The following is a 16,424-nucleotide window of genomic DNA, read 5'->3' as shown; positions in this document are numbered from 1 at the left end:
GCATTCGCATGCGCCCGCGCTTCTGTTTTCGGAGGGAGAATAGCTTAAGCGTTGCTGGAGTTTTCGATCAGGTCGAAGAAGGTCCGCGCGTTGCGGGCGGTGTCGTAGTACTCCACCACCAGTTTCTTGCCGTTGTCGGCCATGCGCACGGCGTTCTCGCGGTCGTTGGCCAGGGTCTGGATGGCGTCGGCCATGGCCTTGGGATTGCGTTGCTGGATGAGCAGGCCGGTTTCGCCGTCGCGGATCACTTCGCGGATGCCGCCCACGTCGGTGGCCACCACGGGGACGCGTCCCAGCAGGGCTTCCATGATGACCGTGGGAAGGCCGTCGCGGTCGCCGGTGGTTCCGATCTTGCTCGGCATCACGAAGATGTCGTGGGCGCGGATGAGCTCCGGGACGTCCTTGTGCAGGATGAAGCCGGGAAAGGAAACCTTGTCGGCGATGCCCAAGGCCTGGGCCTGCGCCCGCAGCTGCTTTTCGATACGTCCCGATCCGGCCAGGGTGAGCCTGAAATCCACGCCGCGCTCCTTCAGGATTGCGCAGGCGTCCAGCAGCACGTCCAGCCCCTTGGTCTTGACGAAGCGGGCGATGGCCAGCAGCCGGTAGGGAGCCAGCATGGGCACCTCGCCCGGTTCAGGCACGGCCCAGGAGAGCATGTTGCGCACCAGATGCACCCGGTCCTTGCGGTCCCAGGTGAACTGGCGGAGATATTCCAGGTTGAAGGCCGCGTCGCAGCGCACGAACGCGGCGGCGGCGATCTTTTCCTCCAGCGCGCCGTCGGGCGGATAGATGTCGCCCGCGCGCCCCGTGAAGCTGAAGGGGATGCCCGTCAGCTGGGAGGCGGTCCACGCGGCGGTGGCGGGGCCGTTGGCCCATCCGGCGTGGATGTGGGTGATGCCGTCCTCCCGGAACTTCCTCGCCAGCAGGCAGCCGGTCAGGAAGGCCCAGGAGTTCTCGCCGGTCTGTTCGAGGTCCCTCCAGAAGCGGCCAAGCACGGTTCGTGCGGTCTTCCTGAAGAGCGCCGGGTGGTTCTTCCACCACCATGCGGCGGCTGCCAGGCAGGCCGGAATGCTGCGGGTGCCCAGGCGTTCCACCTGGGGGCACCTGGCCTCCATACACTTGCCGATGTGTCGGGAGAGCTTGCCGTACAAGGTGTACACCGTTACGGGCATTCCGAGATCGCGCAGCGCCGCAACCTCCCCGACCACGAAGGTTTCGGAGGGTTTGGGATACCAAAGGGTGACGTATGCAGTGCGTATCATTACTTATGGGGGAAAAGATGATCCGGGGGGTGTTTCCGACCGGAGGCATCTGGTAGCATCACAAATGATTCTGCTCAATACTCTTCTTTAGCCCTGGAGGGCTTGGATGACTCGAACAAGACGTTTTTTGGGAGCCCATGAGTCCGTGGCAGGGGGCCTGCACACCGCCTTCGAGCGCATCAGGCAGGTGGGCGGGACCGCCTTGCAGATATTTACACGCAACCAGCGCCAGTGGGAGGCCCCGCCCGTAAGCCCGGACGAAGCGCGGGAATTCGCCGCCGCCTGGGCGGCCTGGGGAGACTATCCCGTGGCCAGCCACGCCTCCTACCTGGTGAACCCGGCCTCGCCGGACGACGCCCTGTGGCGGCGCTCCATCGCCGCCCTGGCCCAGGAGCTGGAGCGCTGCCGAAGTCTTCGCATCCCCTGGGTGGTGCTCCATCCCGGGGCGCGCACCGGCTCGGGGCTGGAGGAAGCCCTGGCCCGCGCGGCGGCCTGCGTGGACGCTGCCCTGGACATGGCGGACGGCCAGGGAGAACTCCCCTTGATCCTGCTGGAGAACACGGCAGGGCAGGGCACCGCGCTGGGCGGCGCGTTGGAGCACCTCTCGGGGATCGTGGCCCTGTCCCGCCATCCCGACCGCCTGGGGCTGTGCCTGGACACCTGCCACGCCTTCGTGGCCGGGTACGACCTGCGCACGCCAGCTGGCCTGGAAGCAACGCTTGACGGGATGGATCTTGCGCGCCTGAAGCTCGTGCACGTAAACGACACGAAAGGGGGGCTGGGGTCGCATCTGGACCGGCACGAGCACATCGGGCAGGGGAGCATCGGCCTGGAGGGGTTCCGGGCGGTCCTGAACCATCCCGCGCTGGCCGGGCTGCCCATGGTGCTGGAGACGCACAAGGAGAAGGACCTCAAGGAAGACCTGGAGAATCTGGCGACGCTTCGCACTCTGTTGGAGGACTCGTGTCGCGATTTTGAAAAACATGAATATGTTTTTCAAAATTTAATAAACGGATTTTGAGGACGCAACGCTAGATCATCGTTTCCGGGAGCGTAGCGCCTGGAGGAGCAGGTTCTGTTCCGGGCAGCGCAGCCCGGCCTGCACGACGACGTAGACCGCGCCCGCAGCCCCGGCGGACAGGGCCAGCAGCGCGAGCCTCCAGGCGAAGCCGTGTCCGGGCATGGCGTCCACGAGCCAGGGCTTCGCCCACCAGCACAGCGCCCCCATCAGGCCCCCGGCCAGCACCGTCCTCCACAGCGCGGAGAGGAGCGCGCCGGGCTCCCCGCCGGACAGGCGCGGGCGAAGGGCCAGAAAGAGCGCCACGCAATGTACGGCCGCCGTCAGGGAGAAACCCAGGCTGATGCCCGGCGCACCCATCACCCGGCTGAGCCCGATATCCAGGAGGATGTTCAGGGGGATGATGACGGCGGCGACCTTCAGGATGAGCCCCGGAGCCTTGAGGGCGAAGCAGGCGTCCACCAGGAGGTTTCGCGCGCACACCGCGAAGAGCCCCCAGGCGTAGGCGGCCAGGGTCAGGCTGGTGCCGGTTACGGCGGCCTCGTCGAAGGCTCCCCACCCCAAAAACAGCCGGACGATCTCCCGGCTGAACACGGCGATGTACACCCCCATCGGAAACATGAGGTACAGGCTCAGGCGCATGGCTGCTGAGAGCTTGGCGCTCATGGCCCCGTGCTCGCCCCGGCTGGCGTCTCGCGCCAGATAGGGAAAGAGGATGGCCGAGAAGGCCAGCATGAATACCTGCTCCGGCAGGCCGAACAGCCTGAAGGCGTAACTCAGGTAGGAGATGGCTCCGGTGGAGACCTCCGAAGCCAGGTGCAGTTCCACCAGGGGGACCACGTTGCCCAGGGCGAAGGTGGCCAGGATGGGCAGGATAAGCGACCCCATGCGCCCAAGGCCGGGAGCCGAGGGGTCCAGCGCCGGGATGGTCATGGCGGCGGAGCCGCGCAGGGCGGCAAGCAGCATGGCCGCCTGGATGACCGACGCCGCCACGAGCCCCCAGGCCAGGGCCTCCACGCCGTGGCTGCGGCCCAGGGTGAGCACGGAGGCGATGACGCACACGTTCAGCACCACGGGCAGGCTGGCCGGGGCCAGGAAGCTGCGGCGCGCGTGCAGGAGGCTCCGGCACAATCCCGTCAATCCGCCGATGAGGACCATGGGCGCCAGGAGCCGGGCGATGTGCACGGCCAGGGTGTTGCCTGCCTGATCGAGCCCGGGAGCCACCAGACCTATGATCTGCGGGGCGAAGACCCAGTAGGCGCAGGCTATGGCGGCCAGGGCGGCCAGCACGGCACCGGAGGTGGCGCGGGTGAAGCGGCGCGCGCCGTCTTCGCCCCTGGCGTTCATGGTCTCGTAGAACACCGGGATGAAGGTGTTGGCGATAAGCACGCCGAGCAGACTGTTGAAAAGCACGTCGGGCATGCGCCATGCCGCGAAGAAGGCGTCGGTGGTCTTTTCCGCGCCGAAGGCTCCCGCCACCAGGGCCTCGCGCGCCATGCCGAGTATCTTGCTGAGCAGGTTGATGCCGACCACGAAGGCGGTGGTCCGAAAGATGGAGTGGGTGGATTCTTTATGTTCCATAAGCTGGACAGCGCGCGGATACGCTAGTTGTAAACGGGCTACGGAATGCCGGTGGGGAAGTCAATGCGGCATAATCTTGTCCCTGAGGGTCTTTTGCTGGAGGGAGGGCGGGTGCAGTGCGGCGCCCTCGCGCCGTATTTTGAAATGCAACCTCACGGCGCAACGGGCGGATGCGGCATGCATGTGACGAAATCTGTTTCGTAACAATCGCACACGATGAGAACGCGCGGGAGCGTTTCCGGCACGGATGACGTGAAACCCGCAAGTGGTATCACGCTGCGCCCGAAGGCGACGGCGCAAACATGAAGCCTGTTTTCCGGGCTTGCCGAGATGAAATAGGCATGAAATCAAACCTGGAAAGCTGCAATATGCGCGCACGCTGTTGACTCTTTCTGGCCTCGCAAGTACTTTGACTGCAATTGTGCACGTGCAGGGTCGCTTCGTCGGGTTTCGGAAAATACCGGTCCAGATGTATGCAACGGACGCGGCACTGCTAGGGGACTGTGTATTATGAATCCCGATAGACATGCGCTTGCCCGGCGTGCGCTGCTGATGGCGCTGGCCGTGGCGCTTTTTGCCGTGGCCGGTTGCGCCAAGCCCGCCAGGCAGTCGGCTGAGATGGGCGCGGAGCCAGTGGACCCGGTTGTCATCAACGCGGGCGACGTGCTGGAAATCCGTTTCGCCTACGCCACCCAGTTCAACGAATCCCAGGCCGTGCGCTTCGACGGCAAGCTCGACCTGCCCATGATCGGCGAGGTCCAGGCCGAGGGCAAGAGTCTCTCCGCCCTGCGCAAGGAATTGCAGGAAGCCTACTCCGGACAGCTCAACTACCCTGAGCTGACGGTCATCATGCGCTCCCAGGCCAACTCCCAGGTCTACGTGGGGGGCGAGGTCCGCTCTCCGGGCCTCATCCGCGTGCGCAACCGCATGACCGCCCTGGAGGCCGTCATGCGAGCGGGCGGCTTCGATCCCAAGACTGCGGCCATGTCCAGCATCATCGTTGTGCGCCACAAGGGCGACGAGCGCTACGGCTGCAAGGTGGACCTCACCGCCGACCTGGACGGCAAGGCGGGCAAGGTGTTCTGGCTCCAGCCCGGAGACATCATCTGGGTTCCCAGGACAGTCATCACCCAGGTCAACGACTTCGTGGATCAGTACATCAACAAGATGGTCCCCAAAACCGGCCTGCAAGGCGCAATCACCGAAACCGGCGGAGTCACCTCCCGCGCGATCGGCGTGCAGACGAACTTCTAGAAGTATGAATTTCACATCCATCGGCTCCCCCATCACGCACTCGGTCCTGGGATCCAAGATCGCCCCCAAGACCATGCGCGATGTCTATCACGTGCTTTTCCGGCATCAGGCCAACGTCCTTTTGTTCTTCGGTTCGGTCATGCTGGCCGTGCTGGTGGGCAGTTTCCTGGCCCCGAGAATCTACAAATCAGAGGCGGAGCTGCTCATCAGGCTGGGGCGCTCGTCCGGAGTCGACGCCACGGTGGCGGCCGCCGGACAGGTGGTCAACGTCCAGCAGAACTGGGAGACCGAGGTCAACTCGGAGATGATCATCCTGCAAAGCCGCGAGATGGCCGAACGGGTGGTGACCACCCTCGGAGCCGAGCGCGTGCTGGAGAAGGATTTCTGGGCGCGCAAGGTCCTCACAGGCGAGGCGCTCCTTCAGGAGACCATGCGCGAGCGCGACACCGCCGTGCGCGCCGTGATGCAGGCCACCAAGATCGAGACGCTGCCCCGCTCCAGCATTATCGCCCTGTCTTACGAATCCCAGGACCCGAGGCTGGCCCAGCAGGTGCTGCGCACCCTGATCGACGCCTACCAGGACAAGCACGTCGCGGCTCACTGGAACCCCGGCTCCTACGACTTCTTCCTGCAACAGACGGAAGAGGTCCGCACGGCCCTGCTGCGCACGGAAACCCAGCTCCTGGAGCTCAAGAACCGGCTGGGAATCTCCTCCGTGGAAGACCAGCAGCGCACCCTGCGCGACCAGTACGGCTACCTGCGCCAGCAGGTGGAAGGCAACGACTCCTCGCTGGCCGCTTCCAAGGCCAAGGTGGAGGCCGTGCGCCAGCAGCTGAACAGGTTCCCCGAAACCATGACCCGCGAGGTCCAGCGCAACGTGGCCAACCTGGCCTGGGACTACATGCGCCAGGATCTCTTCCGCCTTCAGCTCAAGCAGCAGGAGGTCCTCTCCATCTACAAGCCCGACACCGCCCAGGCCAAGGAAATCGCCCGGCAGGTGGCCGAGGCCGAGAAGATGATCAAGGAGCAGGCCAACAGCCGCACCCAGACCATCGTGGGTTCCAACCCGATCTTCATGGAGCTCACCAGTTCCCTGGTGGCCGAGGAGACCGTCCATTCCTCCCTGCTGGCCAAGAAGACCGTGCTGGACCGGCAGATGGAACAGCTCATGGACGATTTCCGCAAGCTGAACGAATTCGAATACGCCATCAGGAACCTTGACCGCGAGAAGGACGTCCTGGCCGGCAACTACACCAAATACAAGAAGAGCCTGGAAGAGGCCCGCATCGATGAGGCCCTCAAGATCCAGCGCATCTCCGGCATCAGCATCGTCCAGGAGCCGTCGCTTCCGGTGCGCCACGTGAAGCCCAGGATGCTGCGCAACCTGGCCGCCGGATTCGCCCTGGCCCTGGTGGGCTCGCTGGCCCTGGCTTTCGTGCTGGAATACCTGGACCACACCGTGAACCGCCCTGAGGACATCGAATACTCGGTGATGCTGCCCGTGCTGCTCGATGTGCCCGCACGGTTTTTCAGGCCGGAGGAGAGGAAGGGCAGGGCCGCGCGTCAGGACAAAGGCGAGCCATCCGCCGAGGCCGGCATCGGGGCCAAGGCCAGGAGTGCCGCCTCCCGGCTGGGTGATGCGTTCAAGGAGCAGATGAACGGGGAGCAGAGTTCTCCCGACACGCCCGAATCGCGGGCCTTTTCCCGCGCCCAGACCGAGCGCTATTACGACAACATCTGGGACCGGCTGTTCCTGAAACGCTCCGAACTCTCCCGCCCCCCGCGCACCATCGCGGTAACGGCCAGCTACGACGGAGAGGGAAGCAGCACCGTGGCAGCCAACCTGGCCATTTCCCTTGCCAAGAACAGCCGCGAGAAGGTCCTCTTGATCGACGCCAACCTGGGCAACCCCTGCATGCGCGACATGTTCTGCTCGCTGGGGGACTGCCGGGGCCTCTCGGATCTCCTGGCTGGCCGCGCCGACTACGTTGAGCCGGTGCAGGCCCCTGACTATTCCCGCCTGATGCTTCTTCCCGTCGGGGACGCTCCAGGCGACGAGGCCGACGGCATCGACCCCAAGCTCATGGAGGCCGTGCTGGCCAAGTACCGCGACGAATTCGGCTACATTGTCATCGATTGCCCGGCTGTCTGGCGCTCCAACGTCCCCACGCGCATCGCCACTGTCGCCGAGGGCGTCATCCTGGTGGTGGAGGCCGAGCGCGTTCGGGTTCAGATCGTGGAGCGCACCAAGGAACGCCTGGAAGAGGTCAACGCCCGCATCCTGGGTGTTGTGCTCAACAAGAGGCGTTTCTACATCCCGAGCTGGCTCTACCGTCAGATCTGATTTCGATCCCGTCGTCCAAACGGCCTCAAGAGAACGCACATGCATATCCCAAGCCTCTGGGAACGTTATAGAAGTTACAAGGTTTGGGACTTGGTGGCCGTGTCCCTGGCCATGACGGCAAGCCTCTGGCTGGCCGGTACGGTCCATCTTATCGACCGCCCGGATTCCCTTCGCGAGGCGCTGGATTACCGCGTGCGCGTTGGCAGCGTGCTGATGGTGGCCGGGTCGCTCGGGATGTGGAGGCTTCTGTTCTGGGGCTACGGCCTGTACGACCCCTGGCGGCGCGGCAAGTGGCGCATCAAGGCCCAGCGGCTGCTGGCGGCCTGCCTCACCGGGGCGGCCATCATGGGGCTCATGGGCGTGATTACCGGCAGGCCGGTGCGTCCGGGCTATCTCGCGGTGTTGTGCCCGTGCGTGTTCTGCTTCGTGGCCGCAGTACGGTTCAGCGTCAGTCGTATCATGGGGCGCGACTGGCGCTTCGGGGCCTTCACGCCGCAGGTGATTCTGGTGGGTTCCGGGCAGCGCATGGCCGATTTCGTCCTGGAACACCAGGAAAAGCGCCACAGCGGCCAGTTGCGCGTGGTCGGCTTCGTGGACGACGACTGGTCCGGCTCCAAGGCGCTGCTTGATCTCTCCATCCCGCATCTCGGCCCCATCTCGCAACTTCCAGCCATCATGGACAAGACCATCGTGGACGCCCTGGTGATCGGGCTGCCCGTGCGCAAGTTCTACGAGGAAACCGAGTGGATCCTCGACCTCGCGGCAACGCGCGGCGTGGACATCAAGCTCATGCTCTCCACGGATCGGTTGCGCTCGCGGCGTTTCTGGCTGGAGGGCGAGGGCGCGAAGTTTCTGTCCGCCGGGCAGGACGGCATGAGCGGCTTCCAGGGCTTCCTGAAGCGCATGCTGGATATCGTCGGGGCTCTGTCCGCGATTCTCGTCTTCTCGCCGTTCTTCGTGGCCTCGGCCCTGGCCGTGAAGCTCTCCTCGCCTGGCCCTGTGATCTTCTCCCAGTGGCGCGCGGGCCTTGGCATGCGTCCGTTTCGCATGCTCAAGTTCCGCTCCATGGTGGCCGACGCCGAGGAGCGTCTGAAGGACGTGGCCGCGCTGAATTACGAATCCGGACCGGCCTTCAAGATCAAGAACGATCCGCGCGTCACGCGGGTTGGGGCCTTCCTGCGCCGCTACAGCATCGATGAGCTGCCACAGTTCTTCAACGTGCTGCGCGGCGAGATGAGCCTTGTGGGGCCGCGCCCCCTGTTCGCCTACGAGATCGACCGCATCGAGGACCCCACCGTGAAGCGGCGCTTTTCGGTAAAGCCGGGAATCACCGGCCTGTGGCAGATCGGCGACCGGGGCAACGTGACCTTCGAGGAGCGTCTGCGCCTGGACATGGAGTACATCGACTCCTGGAGCCTGTTGCTGGACATCAAGATACTCCTGAAGACGCCGCTGGCCGTCCTCGGGGCCAGGACGAGCTGAACGCATGGACCCCGTCCTCACCGTAGTCATCGTGAGCTATAACTGCCGCGACGTCCTGCTGGGTTGCCTGGAATCCATCCGCTCCTCGCGCCAGGACGTCTCCTACGAGGTGCATCTGGTGGACAACGCCTCCACTGACGGCACCCCAGGAGCGGTGCGCGAGCTGCATCCCTGGGTGACGCTTACGGCAAGCCCGGAGAACCTGGGGTTCTCCAAGGGCAACAACCTCGTCTTGCGGCAGACCACAAGCCCCTTCGTGCTGCTTCTCAACCCCGACACGCTCGTCTCCGACCACGCCTTCGACTGTTCCCTGGCCTCGCTCGCCAATAACCCCGGTGCGGGCATGGTCAGCTGCCGCCTGGTCACCGCAGACGGCTCCCTGGACCTGGCCTGTCGGCGCAGCTTCCCCACGGCCTGGGACGGCTTCTGCCGGGCCAGCGGCCTGTCCAGCCTGTTTCCCCGCAACTCGCTGCTGGCCCGCTACAACATGACCTACCTCGATGAATTCCGCCCTGCGAAGGTGGACGCCGTGAACGGGGCCTACATGATGGTCACCCGCCGCGCCCTGGACACTGTCGGTCTTTTGGATGAGGACTACTTCATGTACATGGAAGACATGGACTGGTGCTGGCGTTTCGCCAAGGCCGGGTTCGAGGTCCTCTACGACCCCGGCTGCACCATCGTGCACCTCAAGGGGCAGAGCTCGCGCACCCGCAGCACCCGGATGATCCATGCGTTTTTCGATTCCATGGAACTCTTCTGCATCAAGAACACCCACCCCAGGCCCGGATTCGGCCGCTTTGCCACCCTGGCCGGGATCAGGGCCTGGAAATGGCTGACGCTCATGCGCAACTTCCTGCGCAGCGACAAGAGGGTGCGCCCCTAGCCGGGCGGGAACGACATGCGCGGCCAGCCAGACAATTGTTCTGAGAATTCTTCCGGTCAGGGAGGGCGTCCGATACTCTCGCGGCTGTTCACCACCCAGGCGGTGGTGATCGGAGTCGGCCTTCTGTTGGGCGGGGTGGTCGCCGCCATGGGTGCGGGCATCGGCATCGCGGCGTTTGGAGCCCTCTTTTTCCTTTTGCTCTCGCTTCGCAGCATCCGTCCTGCTTTGCTCATGTCGGTGGGCATCATGATGGTATTCGGGCGTGAGGAGCTCTACAAGTACGACATCCCCTTCGCCGGGGGTGGCCTGAAGGCCTCCGACCTGCTGCTGGCGGTGGTGCTCGGAGCCTGGCTCGTCCGGGTGCTGGTCCTGAACCGCACAGTGCTTCAGCTTCCGAAATTCTTCTGCGCCGCCGTGCTTCTGTTCCTGGTCCTGGCCGGGATCTCGGCAGCGGGCGCAATTTCCGGGGGGATCTACTTCAAGGACGCCCTGCTGGAGTTGCGTCCCCTGCTGCAATACCTGCTGGTCTTCCCGCTGATGGCCGAATTCGACGTCCAGACGCTGAAAAAGAGCATCTGGATACTGCTTGGCGTGTCCGTGTTCTCTTCCCTGCGCATCCTCACCAACTACGCCCTGGGCGTGGGAGAGGTGCTGCTCTACGGCGAGGGCATCCGCGTGGTGCTCCTGGAGCTTGGCGCGTATCTGCCGCCGGTCATCCTGGGTTTCGTCTTCGCCATGTACGGCGTGCGGCCCAGGCTCGCCCTGGGGATCGGACTGCTGAACCTGTGCGCCCTGGCGGTCACGTTTTTCCGAAGCGCCTACCTGGGGCTTGGCGCGGGTCTGGCCTTCATGTTCGTGGTGGGGGAGCCGCTGGTCAGGCGGACCCTGGTCAAGCTCGCGCTGATGGTGTTTCTTGGCGGCATCATCCTGGGCATCGCGCATACCGTGATAAGCCCCAAGGCGATCAACCCCATCGAGTCCGTGGTGTCGCGTTTCCTTTCCCTGCGCGAATACAAGGACGACATATCCTCCATACACCGGTTGCGCGAATGGGACGCGGCGTCGTTTCTCATCAGCAAGAATCCCGTGTGGGGCAACGGCCTGGGGACGCGCGTGGTGTTCGAAAGCCCGCAGTACGACCAGGAATCAAAGAAACTCGGATATCTGAGCAATGAAATCTACGTGCACAACAGCTACATGTGGCTTCTGGTGAAGCTTGGAGCCGTAGGGTTGTTCAGTTTCCTGCTGCTCCCGCTCACCGCGCTGTATACAGCCGTGCGCTCGCTCAAATGGATGGCCGATCCGTCGTCGCGCGCGGTGCAGCTGGGCATGTCCGGCATCATCGCAGGCAACATGTTCATTTCCATCTTCGGCCCCATGTTCAACATCGACAACATGACGCCCATCAACGCCTTCGTCTTCGGCAGCGTCTTCGTCATGGCCCGCGAGGCCCAAAACCCTTGGGAAAACGAAATATGAGAGTTCTAGTCACCGGCGGCCTGGGGTTCATCGGCTCGCACTTAAGCGACGCCCTCATCGGAATGGGGCTGGACGTGGTGGTTCTGGACAATCTGGAGTTCCAGGTCCACCGGGGGAGCTATCCCGCCTACGCCAACCCCAAGGCGGTCACCATCGTGGGCGACGTGCGCAACCAGAGCCTGCTGGCCCAGGCCCTGGAGGACGTGGAGGTGGTGTTCCACCAGGCGGCGCGGGTGGGGGTGGGGCAGTCCATGTACGAGCCCGTGCGCTATGTGGAGTCCAACTGCCTGGGCACTGCCGCGATTCTGGACCACCTGGCCAACCGCAAGCACTCGGTACGCAAGCTCGTGGTGGCCAGCTCCATGAGTTGCTACGGCGAGGGCAGCTATTCCTGTCCGGCCTGCGGCAGTTCCGCCGTGAGGGTGCGCACCGCCGAACAGGTGGAGGCCAAGAACTACGAGATGATCTGCGACGCCTGCGGCCATGCGGCCCTGCCCGTGCCCACGCGCGAGAGCCACCCCATGCGCCCGGATTCTGTCTACGCCGTCACCAAGCGCGATCAGGAGGAGCTTTGCCTGAGCTTCGGGCGCCATTCCCCCGTGCCCTCCGTGGCGCTTCGCTATTTCAACGGCTACGGCACGCGACAGTCGCTCTCCAACCCCTACACCGGGGTCTGCGCAATCTTCTGCTCGCGCCTGAAAAACAACCAGCCGCCTCTCATCTTCGAAGACGGCCTGCAAATGCGCGACTTCGTCCACGTGTCGGACATCGTCCAGGCCAACATCCTGGCCATGGAGAATCCCCGGATGGACAATAGGGCCTTCAACGTGGGCTCCGGCACGCCCATCACCGTGCTGGACCTGGCCCGCACCATACAGCGCGTGATCGGATCGGACGTGGAACCGCAGATCACCGGGCAGTTCCGGGCCGGGGACATCCGCCACTGCTTCGGTGACTGCTCGGCCATCATGGAGATGGGCTACCGGCCGGGCGTCACCCTGGAGCAGGGGCTTGACCAGCTCATCCACTGGGCCGAGGGCCAGGAAGCCAGCGACATGGTGGACAAGGCCTGGGACGAGCTGCGCAAGCACAGGCTGGTGTCGTGATGCACCTGCCGTCAGTGGCCATCGTCCTGGTGAACTGGAACAACCTCCAGGACACCCTGGATTGCCTGGAATCGCTCGCAGGCATGGAGTACCGCGAGTACGGGGTCATCCTGGTGGACAACGGCTCCACGGACGGCTCCCTGGAGGTCTTCCGCGCCCGCGCGGACGTGGACTTCATCGAGAACGGCGAGAATCTGGGGATCGCCCGCGCCAACAACGTGGGCATCGCCCGCGCCAAAGAACGCGGCTTTCAATGCATCATGCTCCTGAACAACGACACCGTGGTGGCTCCGGACATGCTGACCCACCTGGTGGACGTGCTGGAATCCGACCCGCGCGTGGGCGTGGTTGGCCCCAAGATGCTGTACCACTCCGAGCCGGACGTCATCTGGTATGCGGGCGGCATCCTCAAGCCCTGGCGCGGCGATGCGGCGCATGTGGGCTACGAGGAGAAGGACCGGGGGCAGTACGACGAACAGTGCGAGACCGACTACATCACCAGCTGCTGCATGCTGGCCCGCACCGCGCTCTACGACGAGCTTGGCGGCATCGACCCCTACTATTTCATCTACTTCGACGAGACTGACTTCTGCGTGCGTGCGGCCAGGGCAGGCTACCGCGTGGTCTACGTGCCCAGGGCCAGGCTCTGGCACAAGGTCAGCCGTTCCATGGGAGGAGTGGGCAGCGCCCGCTACTGGCACCACTACATGCGAAGCCGCGCCTATTTCCTGGGCAAGTTCTACCCCTGGCCCAACCGGGGCGTGGCCTATCTGTGGATTTTCCTGCACGACCTGCCCCGGTGCATGCTGCGTTTCGTGCGCAAGGGCGTGTTCGACCGCATCCCCGCCTATCTTGGCGGGCTTTATCGCGGGCTGACGGGGCGCTGAGGCCGATGCGGCTCCTGGTCGTCTCCCCTAACTGCCCCTGGCCGCCCGACGAGGGCGGCAACATCCGCATCGTGGGGCTTTTGCGTGAACTGGCCAGGACACATGAGGTCACGCTGGTCACTGCGGTTCGCAAACCGGAAGACCGCGAGGGCGTCAGGCAGCTGCGCGGCATGCTGCACCGCGTGGTGGCCCCGGAGATCATGCGCGAACCCTGGCGCAAGTGTCTGGACATGGCGGCGTCCTACCTGACGCTTACGCCTTATCTCGGCGTCATCGCGGACGCGCCCGCGCTGCGCCTGGCCGTGGCAGAGGCCGCTCCCGGCCAGGACGCGGCCCAGGGCGAGTTCGTCACCGGGGCGCGGCTCATCGCCGGGCTCTCCTGCTTCAAGGTGATGGACGCCCACAACGTGGAGGCGGACATCCTGCTGGGCAACGCCCGCCGGGCGCGCGGGCCGCTTCGCAAGCTGCACCATTTTCTCCAGGCCCTGTTCATGCGCCGTTTCGAGGAACGCGAGGCCGCGCGCATGGACGCAATCCTGACCTGCTCCGACGCCGACCGCGAGCATTTCCTGCGCCGCAACCCCACGGTGCTGACCGTGCCCAACGCCGTGGAGGCCGTGCACGACCGGGAAGCTCCGGATGGCAAGGACGTGGTGTTCGTGGGCCTCATGAGCTATTTGGCCAACGTCGAGGGCATCTGCTGGTTTCACGAGACCATATGGCCGCTGGTGAAGGCGCGAGAGCCCGAGGCCCGGCTCTGGATAGTGGGCAAGAATCCCAGGCCCGAGGTTTCCCGGCTGGCCTGCGCGGACGTGATGGTCACGGGGAGCGTGCCGGACGTGGCGGGATACTATCGCCAGGCCAGGGTGTTCGTCTGCCCGCTGCGGGTGGGCAGCGGCACGCGCCTCAAGATCCTGGAGGCGTTCTCCTGGGGCGTCCCGGTGGTGAGCACGCCGCTTGGCTGCTCCGGCATCGAGGCCCGCCCCGGCGAGCATATGCTGGTGGCCGGGTCCCCGGAAGATTTCGCCCAGGCCGTGGTGTCGGTGCTTGATGACGACGCGCTGGCGCAGCGGCTGGGCCGGGCCGGGCGCGACCTGGTTGGCGCGCGCTATACCTGGGCGCGCGTGGCGCAGACCTTAAACGAGAAGGTGTACAAGACATGCGCGTAAGCCTCATCGTCACGGTGAAGAACGAGGCGGCAACCATCGGCGCGTTTCTCGATTCCGTGGCAGCGCAGACCTGCCGCCCGGACGAGGTGGTTATCGTGGACGGCGGTTCCACGGACGCGACCCTGTCCATCGCGCGCTCGCATTCGCTGCATGCGGTGGTGGAATCCTATCCCTGCAACATCGCAGCCGGACGAAACCGGGCCATCTCCCTGGCCACGGGCGAGCTGATCGCGGTCACGGACGCCGGGTGCGTGCTTGACCCGCAGTGGCTCGCGCGCATAACCGACCTGAAGGGGGCGGACGTGGTGGTCGGCGGCTACGCCCCCATCGTGCAGAGCCTCTTCGACGCCTGTCAGTACAGCCTGCACAATATTTTCCGCTCTTCGGACAGCCTGGACCGCTACGCCATCTCCAGCCGCTCCATAGCCTTCAGGAAGGTCGTCTGGCAGGAGCTGGGAGGCTACCCGGAGTGGCTGGATTTCTCCGAGGACACCTGGCTCCACGACAAGATGCGGGCCAGCCGCTTCACCATGCGCATGGAGCCGGGAGCCGTGGTGTACTGGAGGCTGCGGCCTGACCTCAAGTCCATGTGCCGTCAGTTTTTCCTGTACATGGAGGGCGACGGCAAGGCGCGCCAGCACACCAAACGGCACATCCTGCGGCTCATGGCGTACGGCGCAGGAATCCTCATGCTGCTCATGAGCCTCGAAAGGCCCTTGTGGCTTGTGCCGCTGGCGCTGGGAGCCGGTGTGTACCTGTGGCAGCCCGTACGGAATTTCCGCAGGCTCGGGGCCTACCCCTTAAGCGCCAAAGCACTGCTGCTTATGGCCGTGATGCTGGTTGTCGTGGATTTCGGGAAGATATTCGGCTATTTGTCCGGCCTGAGAAGTTCGCAAGCGTCCACTGAGGACACAACCCGGCAAAGCAAATGATGAAAACCGCCCTTCTGATCCTGTCCGTCCTGTTGTTTCAGGCGGCGCCAGCCCAGGCCCTGGAACTCGGCCTGCACATGGACATGGCTTTTTCCGACGACCAGGGCGTGAACGCGCGCGCCGTCACCCTGGCCAAAACCGTCCATGCCAGGGTCTCGCGAAACAGCTTCCTGTGGCACAGGGTGGAGGCGCAACGCGGCCAGCGTGACTGGGCCTCCATGGACCAGGTTGTGTCCATGCTGGAACAGGCGCACATCGAGCCGCTCATGTGCGTGTACGGGTCGCCCACCTGGGCCAACGGCACCCAGGGAAACGAAGAACAGTACTGGCTTTACGTGCCCGTGGACCAGGCCAGGTTCGACGCATGGCTCGGACAGTACAAGGATTTCATGCGCGAGGCCGCCACGCGCTACAAAGGAAAGGTCCGCAAGTGGGAACTCTGGAACGAGCAGAACCTCGGCGAAGCCTGGAGGCCGCGCGTCCACCCGGAACATTACGCGGCCTGGTACACGGCCATGCACGAGGTCATCCGCTCCGTGGACCCGGAGGCCGAAATCTCCCTGGGGGGCCTTGGCAACCTGACCTTTGTGGGCGAGGGGAGCATGCCGGGGTATCAGTTCCTCCAGAAGATCTATGACATGAAGATCTATCCGGAGATCGTGTCCATCCACCCCTACACCAAGATCGGTCCGGACCAGTTCACCCAGTGGGACAACAACTTCGACGACGTGAGCCTCATCCGGCGCATCATGGAGAGCCATGGACAGGCCAACCGTCCCTTGTGGATAACCGAGTGGGGCTGGTCCTCGGCGGATGTGGGCGAGCAGCGCCAGGCCTTGTACCTCAAGAAATCTCTGGACATGCTCCAGACCAGGTTCCGTTATGTGACGCTGGCGATATACTTCCTGGATTGGGACAGGCCACCGCAGTATTATTTCGGCCTGTACACTTCGGAATTCATCTCTAAACCGGCCGCGTTCGTATTTGCAGAGCAGGCCAAGGCCATGGGCCAGGGCAGGTAAGC

General features: G+C 64.4%; 13 protein-coding genes. 11 read left to right on the top strand and 2 right to left on the bottom strand.

The genetic code is table 11. The features are described 5' to 3' along the window. Positions 1–44: 44 nt before the first annotated feature. Entirely contained in the window at positions 45–1,262 is a 1,218-nt protein-coding gene (locus tag G453_RS23325) for a glycosyltransferase family 4 protein (protein WP_043645297.1), read from the bottom strand. A 106-nt stretch (positions 1,263–1,368) separates the two neighbouring features. On the opposite strand from G453_RS23325, the gene G453_RS23320 reads away from it, so the two are divergent. After that, entirely contained in the window at positions 1,369–2,283 is a 915-nt protein-coding gene (locus G453_RS23320) for a deoxyribonuclease IV (protein WP_051272228.1), read from the top strand. A 15-nt stretch (positions 2,284–2,298) separates the two neighbouring features. Here the strand turns inward: G453_RS23320 and murJ are convergent, their stop codons facing one another. Then, positions 2,299–3,861 (bottom strand): murein biosynthesis integral membrane protein MurJ, encoded by a 1,563-nt coding sequence (gene murJ, locus G453_RS0110030; RefSeq protein ID WP_027190968.1) that lies wholly within the window; start codon positions 3,859–3,861, stop codon positions 2,299–2,301. Positions 3,862–4,371: 510 nt separating this feature from the next. Between murJ and G453_RS0110025 the strand changes: the two genes are divergently transcribed. From G453_RS0110025 to G453_RS0109980, 10 genes are read left to right on the top strand one after another with little or no spacing between them, the layout of a single operon-like run. Continuing rightward, a complete protein-coding gene (locus G453_RS0110025; protein WP_084502223.1) occupies positions 4,372–5,115 on the top strand; it encodes a polysaccharide biosynthesis/export family protein in 744 nt (247 codons plus the stop codon). A gap of 4 nt (positions 5,116–5,119) precedes the next feature. Then, positions 5,120–7,459 carry a GumC family protein gene (locus G453_RS0110020; protein ID WP_027190966.1) on the top strand — a complete coding sequence of 780 codons (2,340 nt, stop codon included), beginning with the start codon at positions 5,120–5,122 and terminating at the stop codon, positions 7,457–7,459. A gap of 39 nt (positions 7,460–7,498) precedes the next feature. Beyond that, positions 7,499–8,941: a sugar transferase gene (locus G453_RS23315; RefSeq protein ID WP_084502222.1), complete on the top strand. Its 1,443-nt coding sequence runs from the start codon at positions 7,499–7,501 to the stop codon at positions 8,939–8,941. A gap of 4 nt (positions 8,942–8,945) precedes the next feature. Next, positions 8,946–9,827 (top strand): glycosyltransferase family 2 protein, encoded by an 882-nt coding sequence (locus G453_RS0110010; protein ID WP_027190965.1) that lies wholly within the window; start codon positions 8,946–8,948, stop codon positions 9,825–9,827. Positions 9,828–9,842: 15 nt separating this feature from the next. After that, entirely contained in the window at positions 9,843–11,306 is a 1,464-nt protein-coding gene (locus G453_RS0110005; RefSeq protein ID WP_027190964.1) for an O-antigen ligase family protein, read from the top strand. Further along, on the top strand, positions 11,303–12,412 hold the full coding sequence (locus G453_RS0110000; protein ID WP_043645294.1) for an NAD-dependent epimerase/dehydratase family protein: 1,110 nt from the start codon (positions 11,303–11,305) through the stop codon (positions 12,410–12,412). The genes G453_RS0110005 and G453_RS0110000 overlap by 4 nt, the downstream gene beginning before the upstream one ends. After that, positions 12,412–13,299, top strand: coding sequence for a glycosyltransferase family 2 protein (locus G453_RS23310; protein WP_051272222.1), 888 nt, complete (start codon positions 12,412–12,414; stop codon positions 13,297–13,299). Before G453_RS0110000 ends, G453_RS23310 begins: the two co-directional genes overlap by 1 nt. A gap of 5 nt (positions 13,300–13,304) precedes the next feature. Beyond that, positions 13,305–14,468: a glycosyltransferase family 4 protein gene (locus tag G453_RS26235; RefSeq protein WP_051272220.1), complete on the top strand. Its 1,164-nt coding sequence runs from the start codon at positions 13,305–13,307 to the stop codon at positions 14,466–14,468. Then, the gene (locus G453_RS23300) at positions 14,459–15,400 is read left to right on the top strand and encodes a glycosyltransferase (protein WP_051272217.1); all 942 of its coding nucleotides are present in this window, start codon (positions 14,459–14,461) and stop codon (positions 15,398–15,400) included. The genes G453_RS26235 and G453_RS23300 overlap by 10 nt, the downstream gene beginning before the upstream one ends. After that, entirely contained in the window at positions 15,397–16,422 is a 1,026-nt protein-coding gene (locus G453_RS0109980; RefSeq protein ID WP_027190962.1) for a GH39 family glycosyl hydrolase, read from the top strand. The genes G453_RS23300 and G453_RS0109980 overlap by 4 nt, the downstream gene beginning before the upstream one ends. Positions 16,423–16,424: the final 2 nt, after the last annotated feature.

The organism is Fundidesulfovibrio putealis DSM 16056 (assembly GCF_000429325.1).
Lineage (GTDB): Bacteria > Desulfobacterota > Desulfovibrionia > Desulfovibrionales > Desulfovibrionaceae > Fundidesulfovibrio > Fundidesulfovibrio putealis.
Note: the sequence above shows the minus strand (reverse complement) of the source record. Positions and strands in the feature narration are given on the sequence as shown.

Bases quoted from the DNA above. Each gene is read 5' to 3' on its own strand.
- G453_RS23325 (WP_043645297.1), bottom strand. From the start codon at position 1,262: ATGATACGCACTGCATACGTCACCCTTTGGTATCCCAAACCCTCCGAA.
- G453_RS23320 (WP_051272228.1), top strand. From the start codon at position 1,369: ATGACTCGAACAAGACGTTTTTTGGGAGCCCATGAGTCCGTGGCAGGG.
- murJ (WP_027190968.1), bottom strand. From the start codon at position 3,861: ATGGAACATAAAGAATCCACCCACTCCATCTTTCGGACCACCGCCTTC.
- G453_RS0110025 (WP_084502223.1), top strand. From the start codon at position 4,372: ATGAATCCCGATAGACATGCGCTTGCCCGGCGTGCGCTGCTGATGGCG.
- G453_RS0110020 (WP_027190966.1), top strand. From the start codon at position 5,120: ATGAATTTCACATCCATCGGCTCCCCCATCACGCACTCGGTCCTGGGA.
- G453_RS23315 (WP_084502222.1), top strand. From the start codon at position 7,499: ATGCATATCCCAAGCCTCTGGGAACGTTATAGAAGTTACAAGGTTTGG.
- G453_RS0110010 (WP_027190965.1), top strand. From the start codon at position 8,946: ATGGACCCCGTCCTCACCGTAGTCATCGTGAGCTATAACTGCCGCGAC.
- G453_RS0110005 (WP_027190964.1), top strand. From the start codon at position 9,843: ATGCGCGGCCAGCCAGACAATTGTTCTGAGAATTCTTCCGGTCAGGGA.
- G453_RS0110000 (WP_043645294.1), top strand. From the start codon at position 11,303: ATGAGAGTTCTAGTCACCGGCGGCCTGGGGTTCATCGGCTCGCACTTA.
- G453_RS23310 (WP_051272222.1), top strand. From the start codon at position 12,412: ATGCACCTGCCGTCAGTGGCCATCGTCCTGGTGAACTGGAACAACCTC.
- G453_RS26235 (WP_051272220.1), top strand. From the start codon at position 13,305: ATGCGGCTCCTGGTCGTCTCCCCTAACTGCCCCTGGCCGCCCGACGAG.
- G453_RS23300 (WP_051272217.1), top strand. From the start codon at position 14,459: ATGCGCGTAAGCCTCATCGTCACGGTGAAGAACGAGGCGGCAACCATC.
- G453_RS0109980 (WP_027190962.1), top strand. From the start codon at position 15,397: ATGATGAAAACCGCCCTTCTGATCCTGTCCGTCCTGTTGTTTCAGGCG.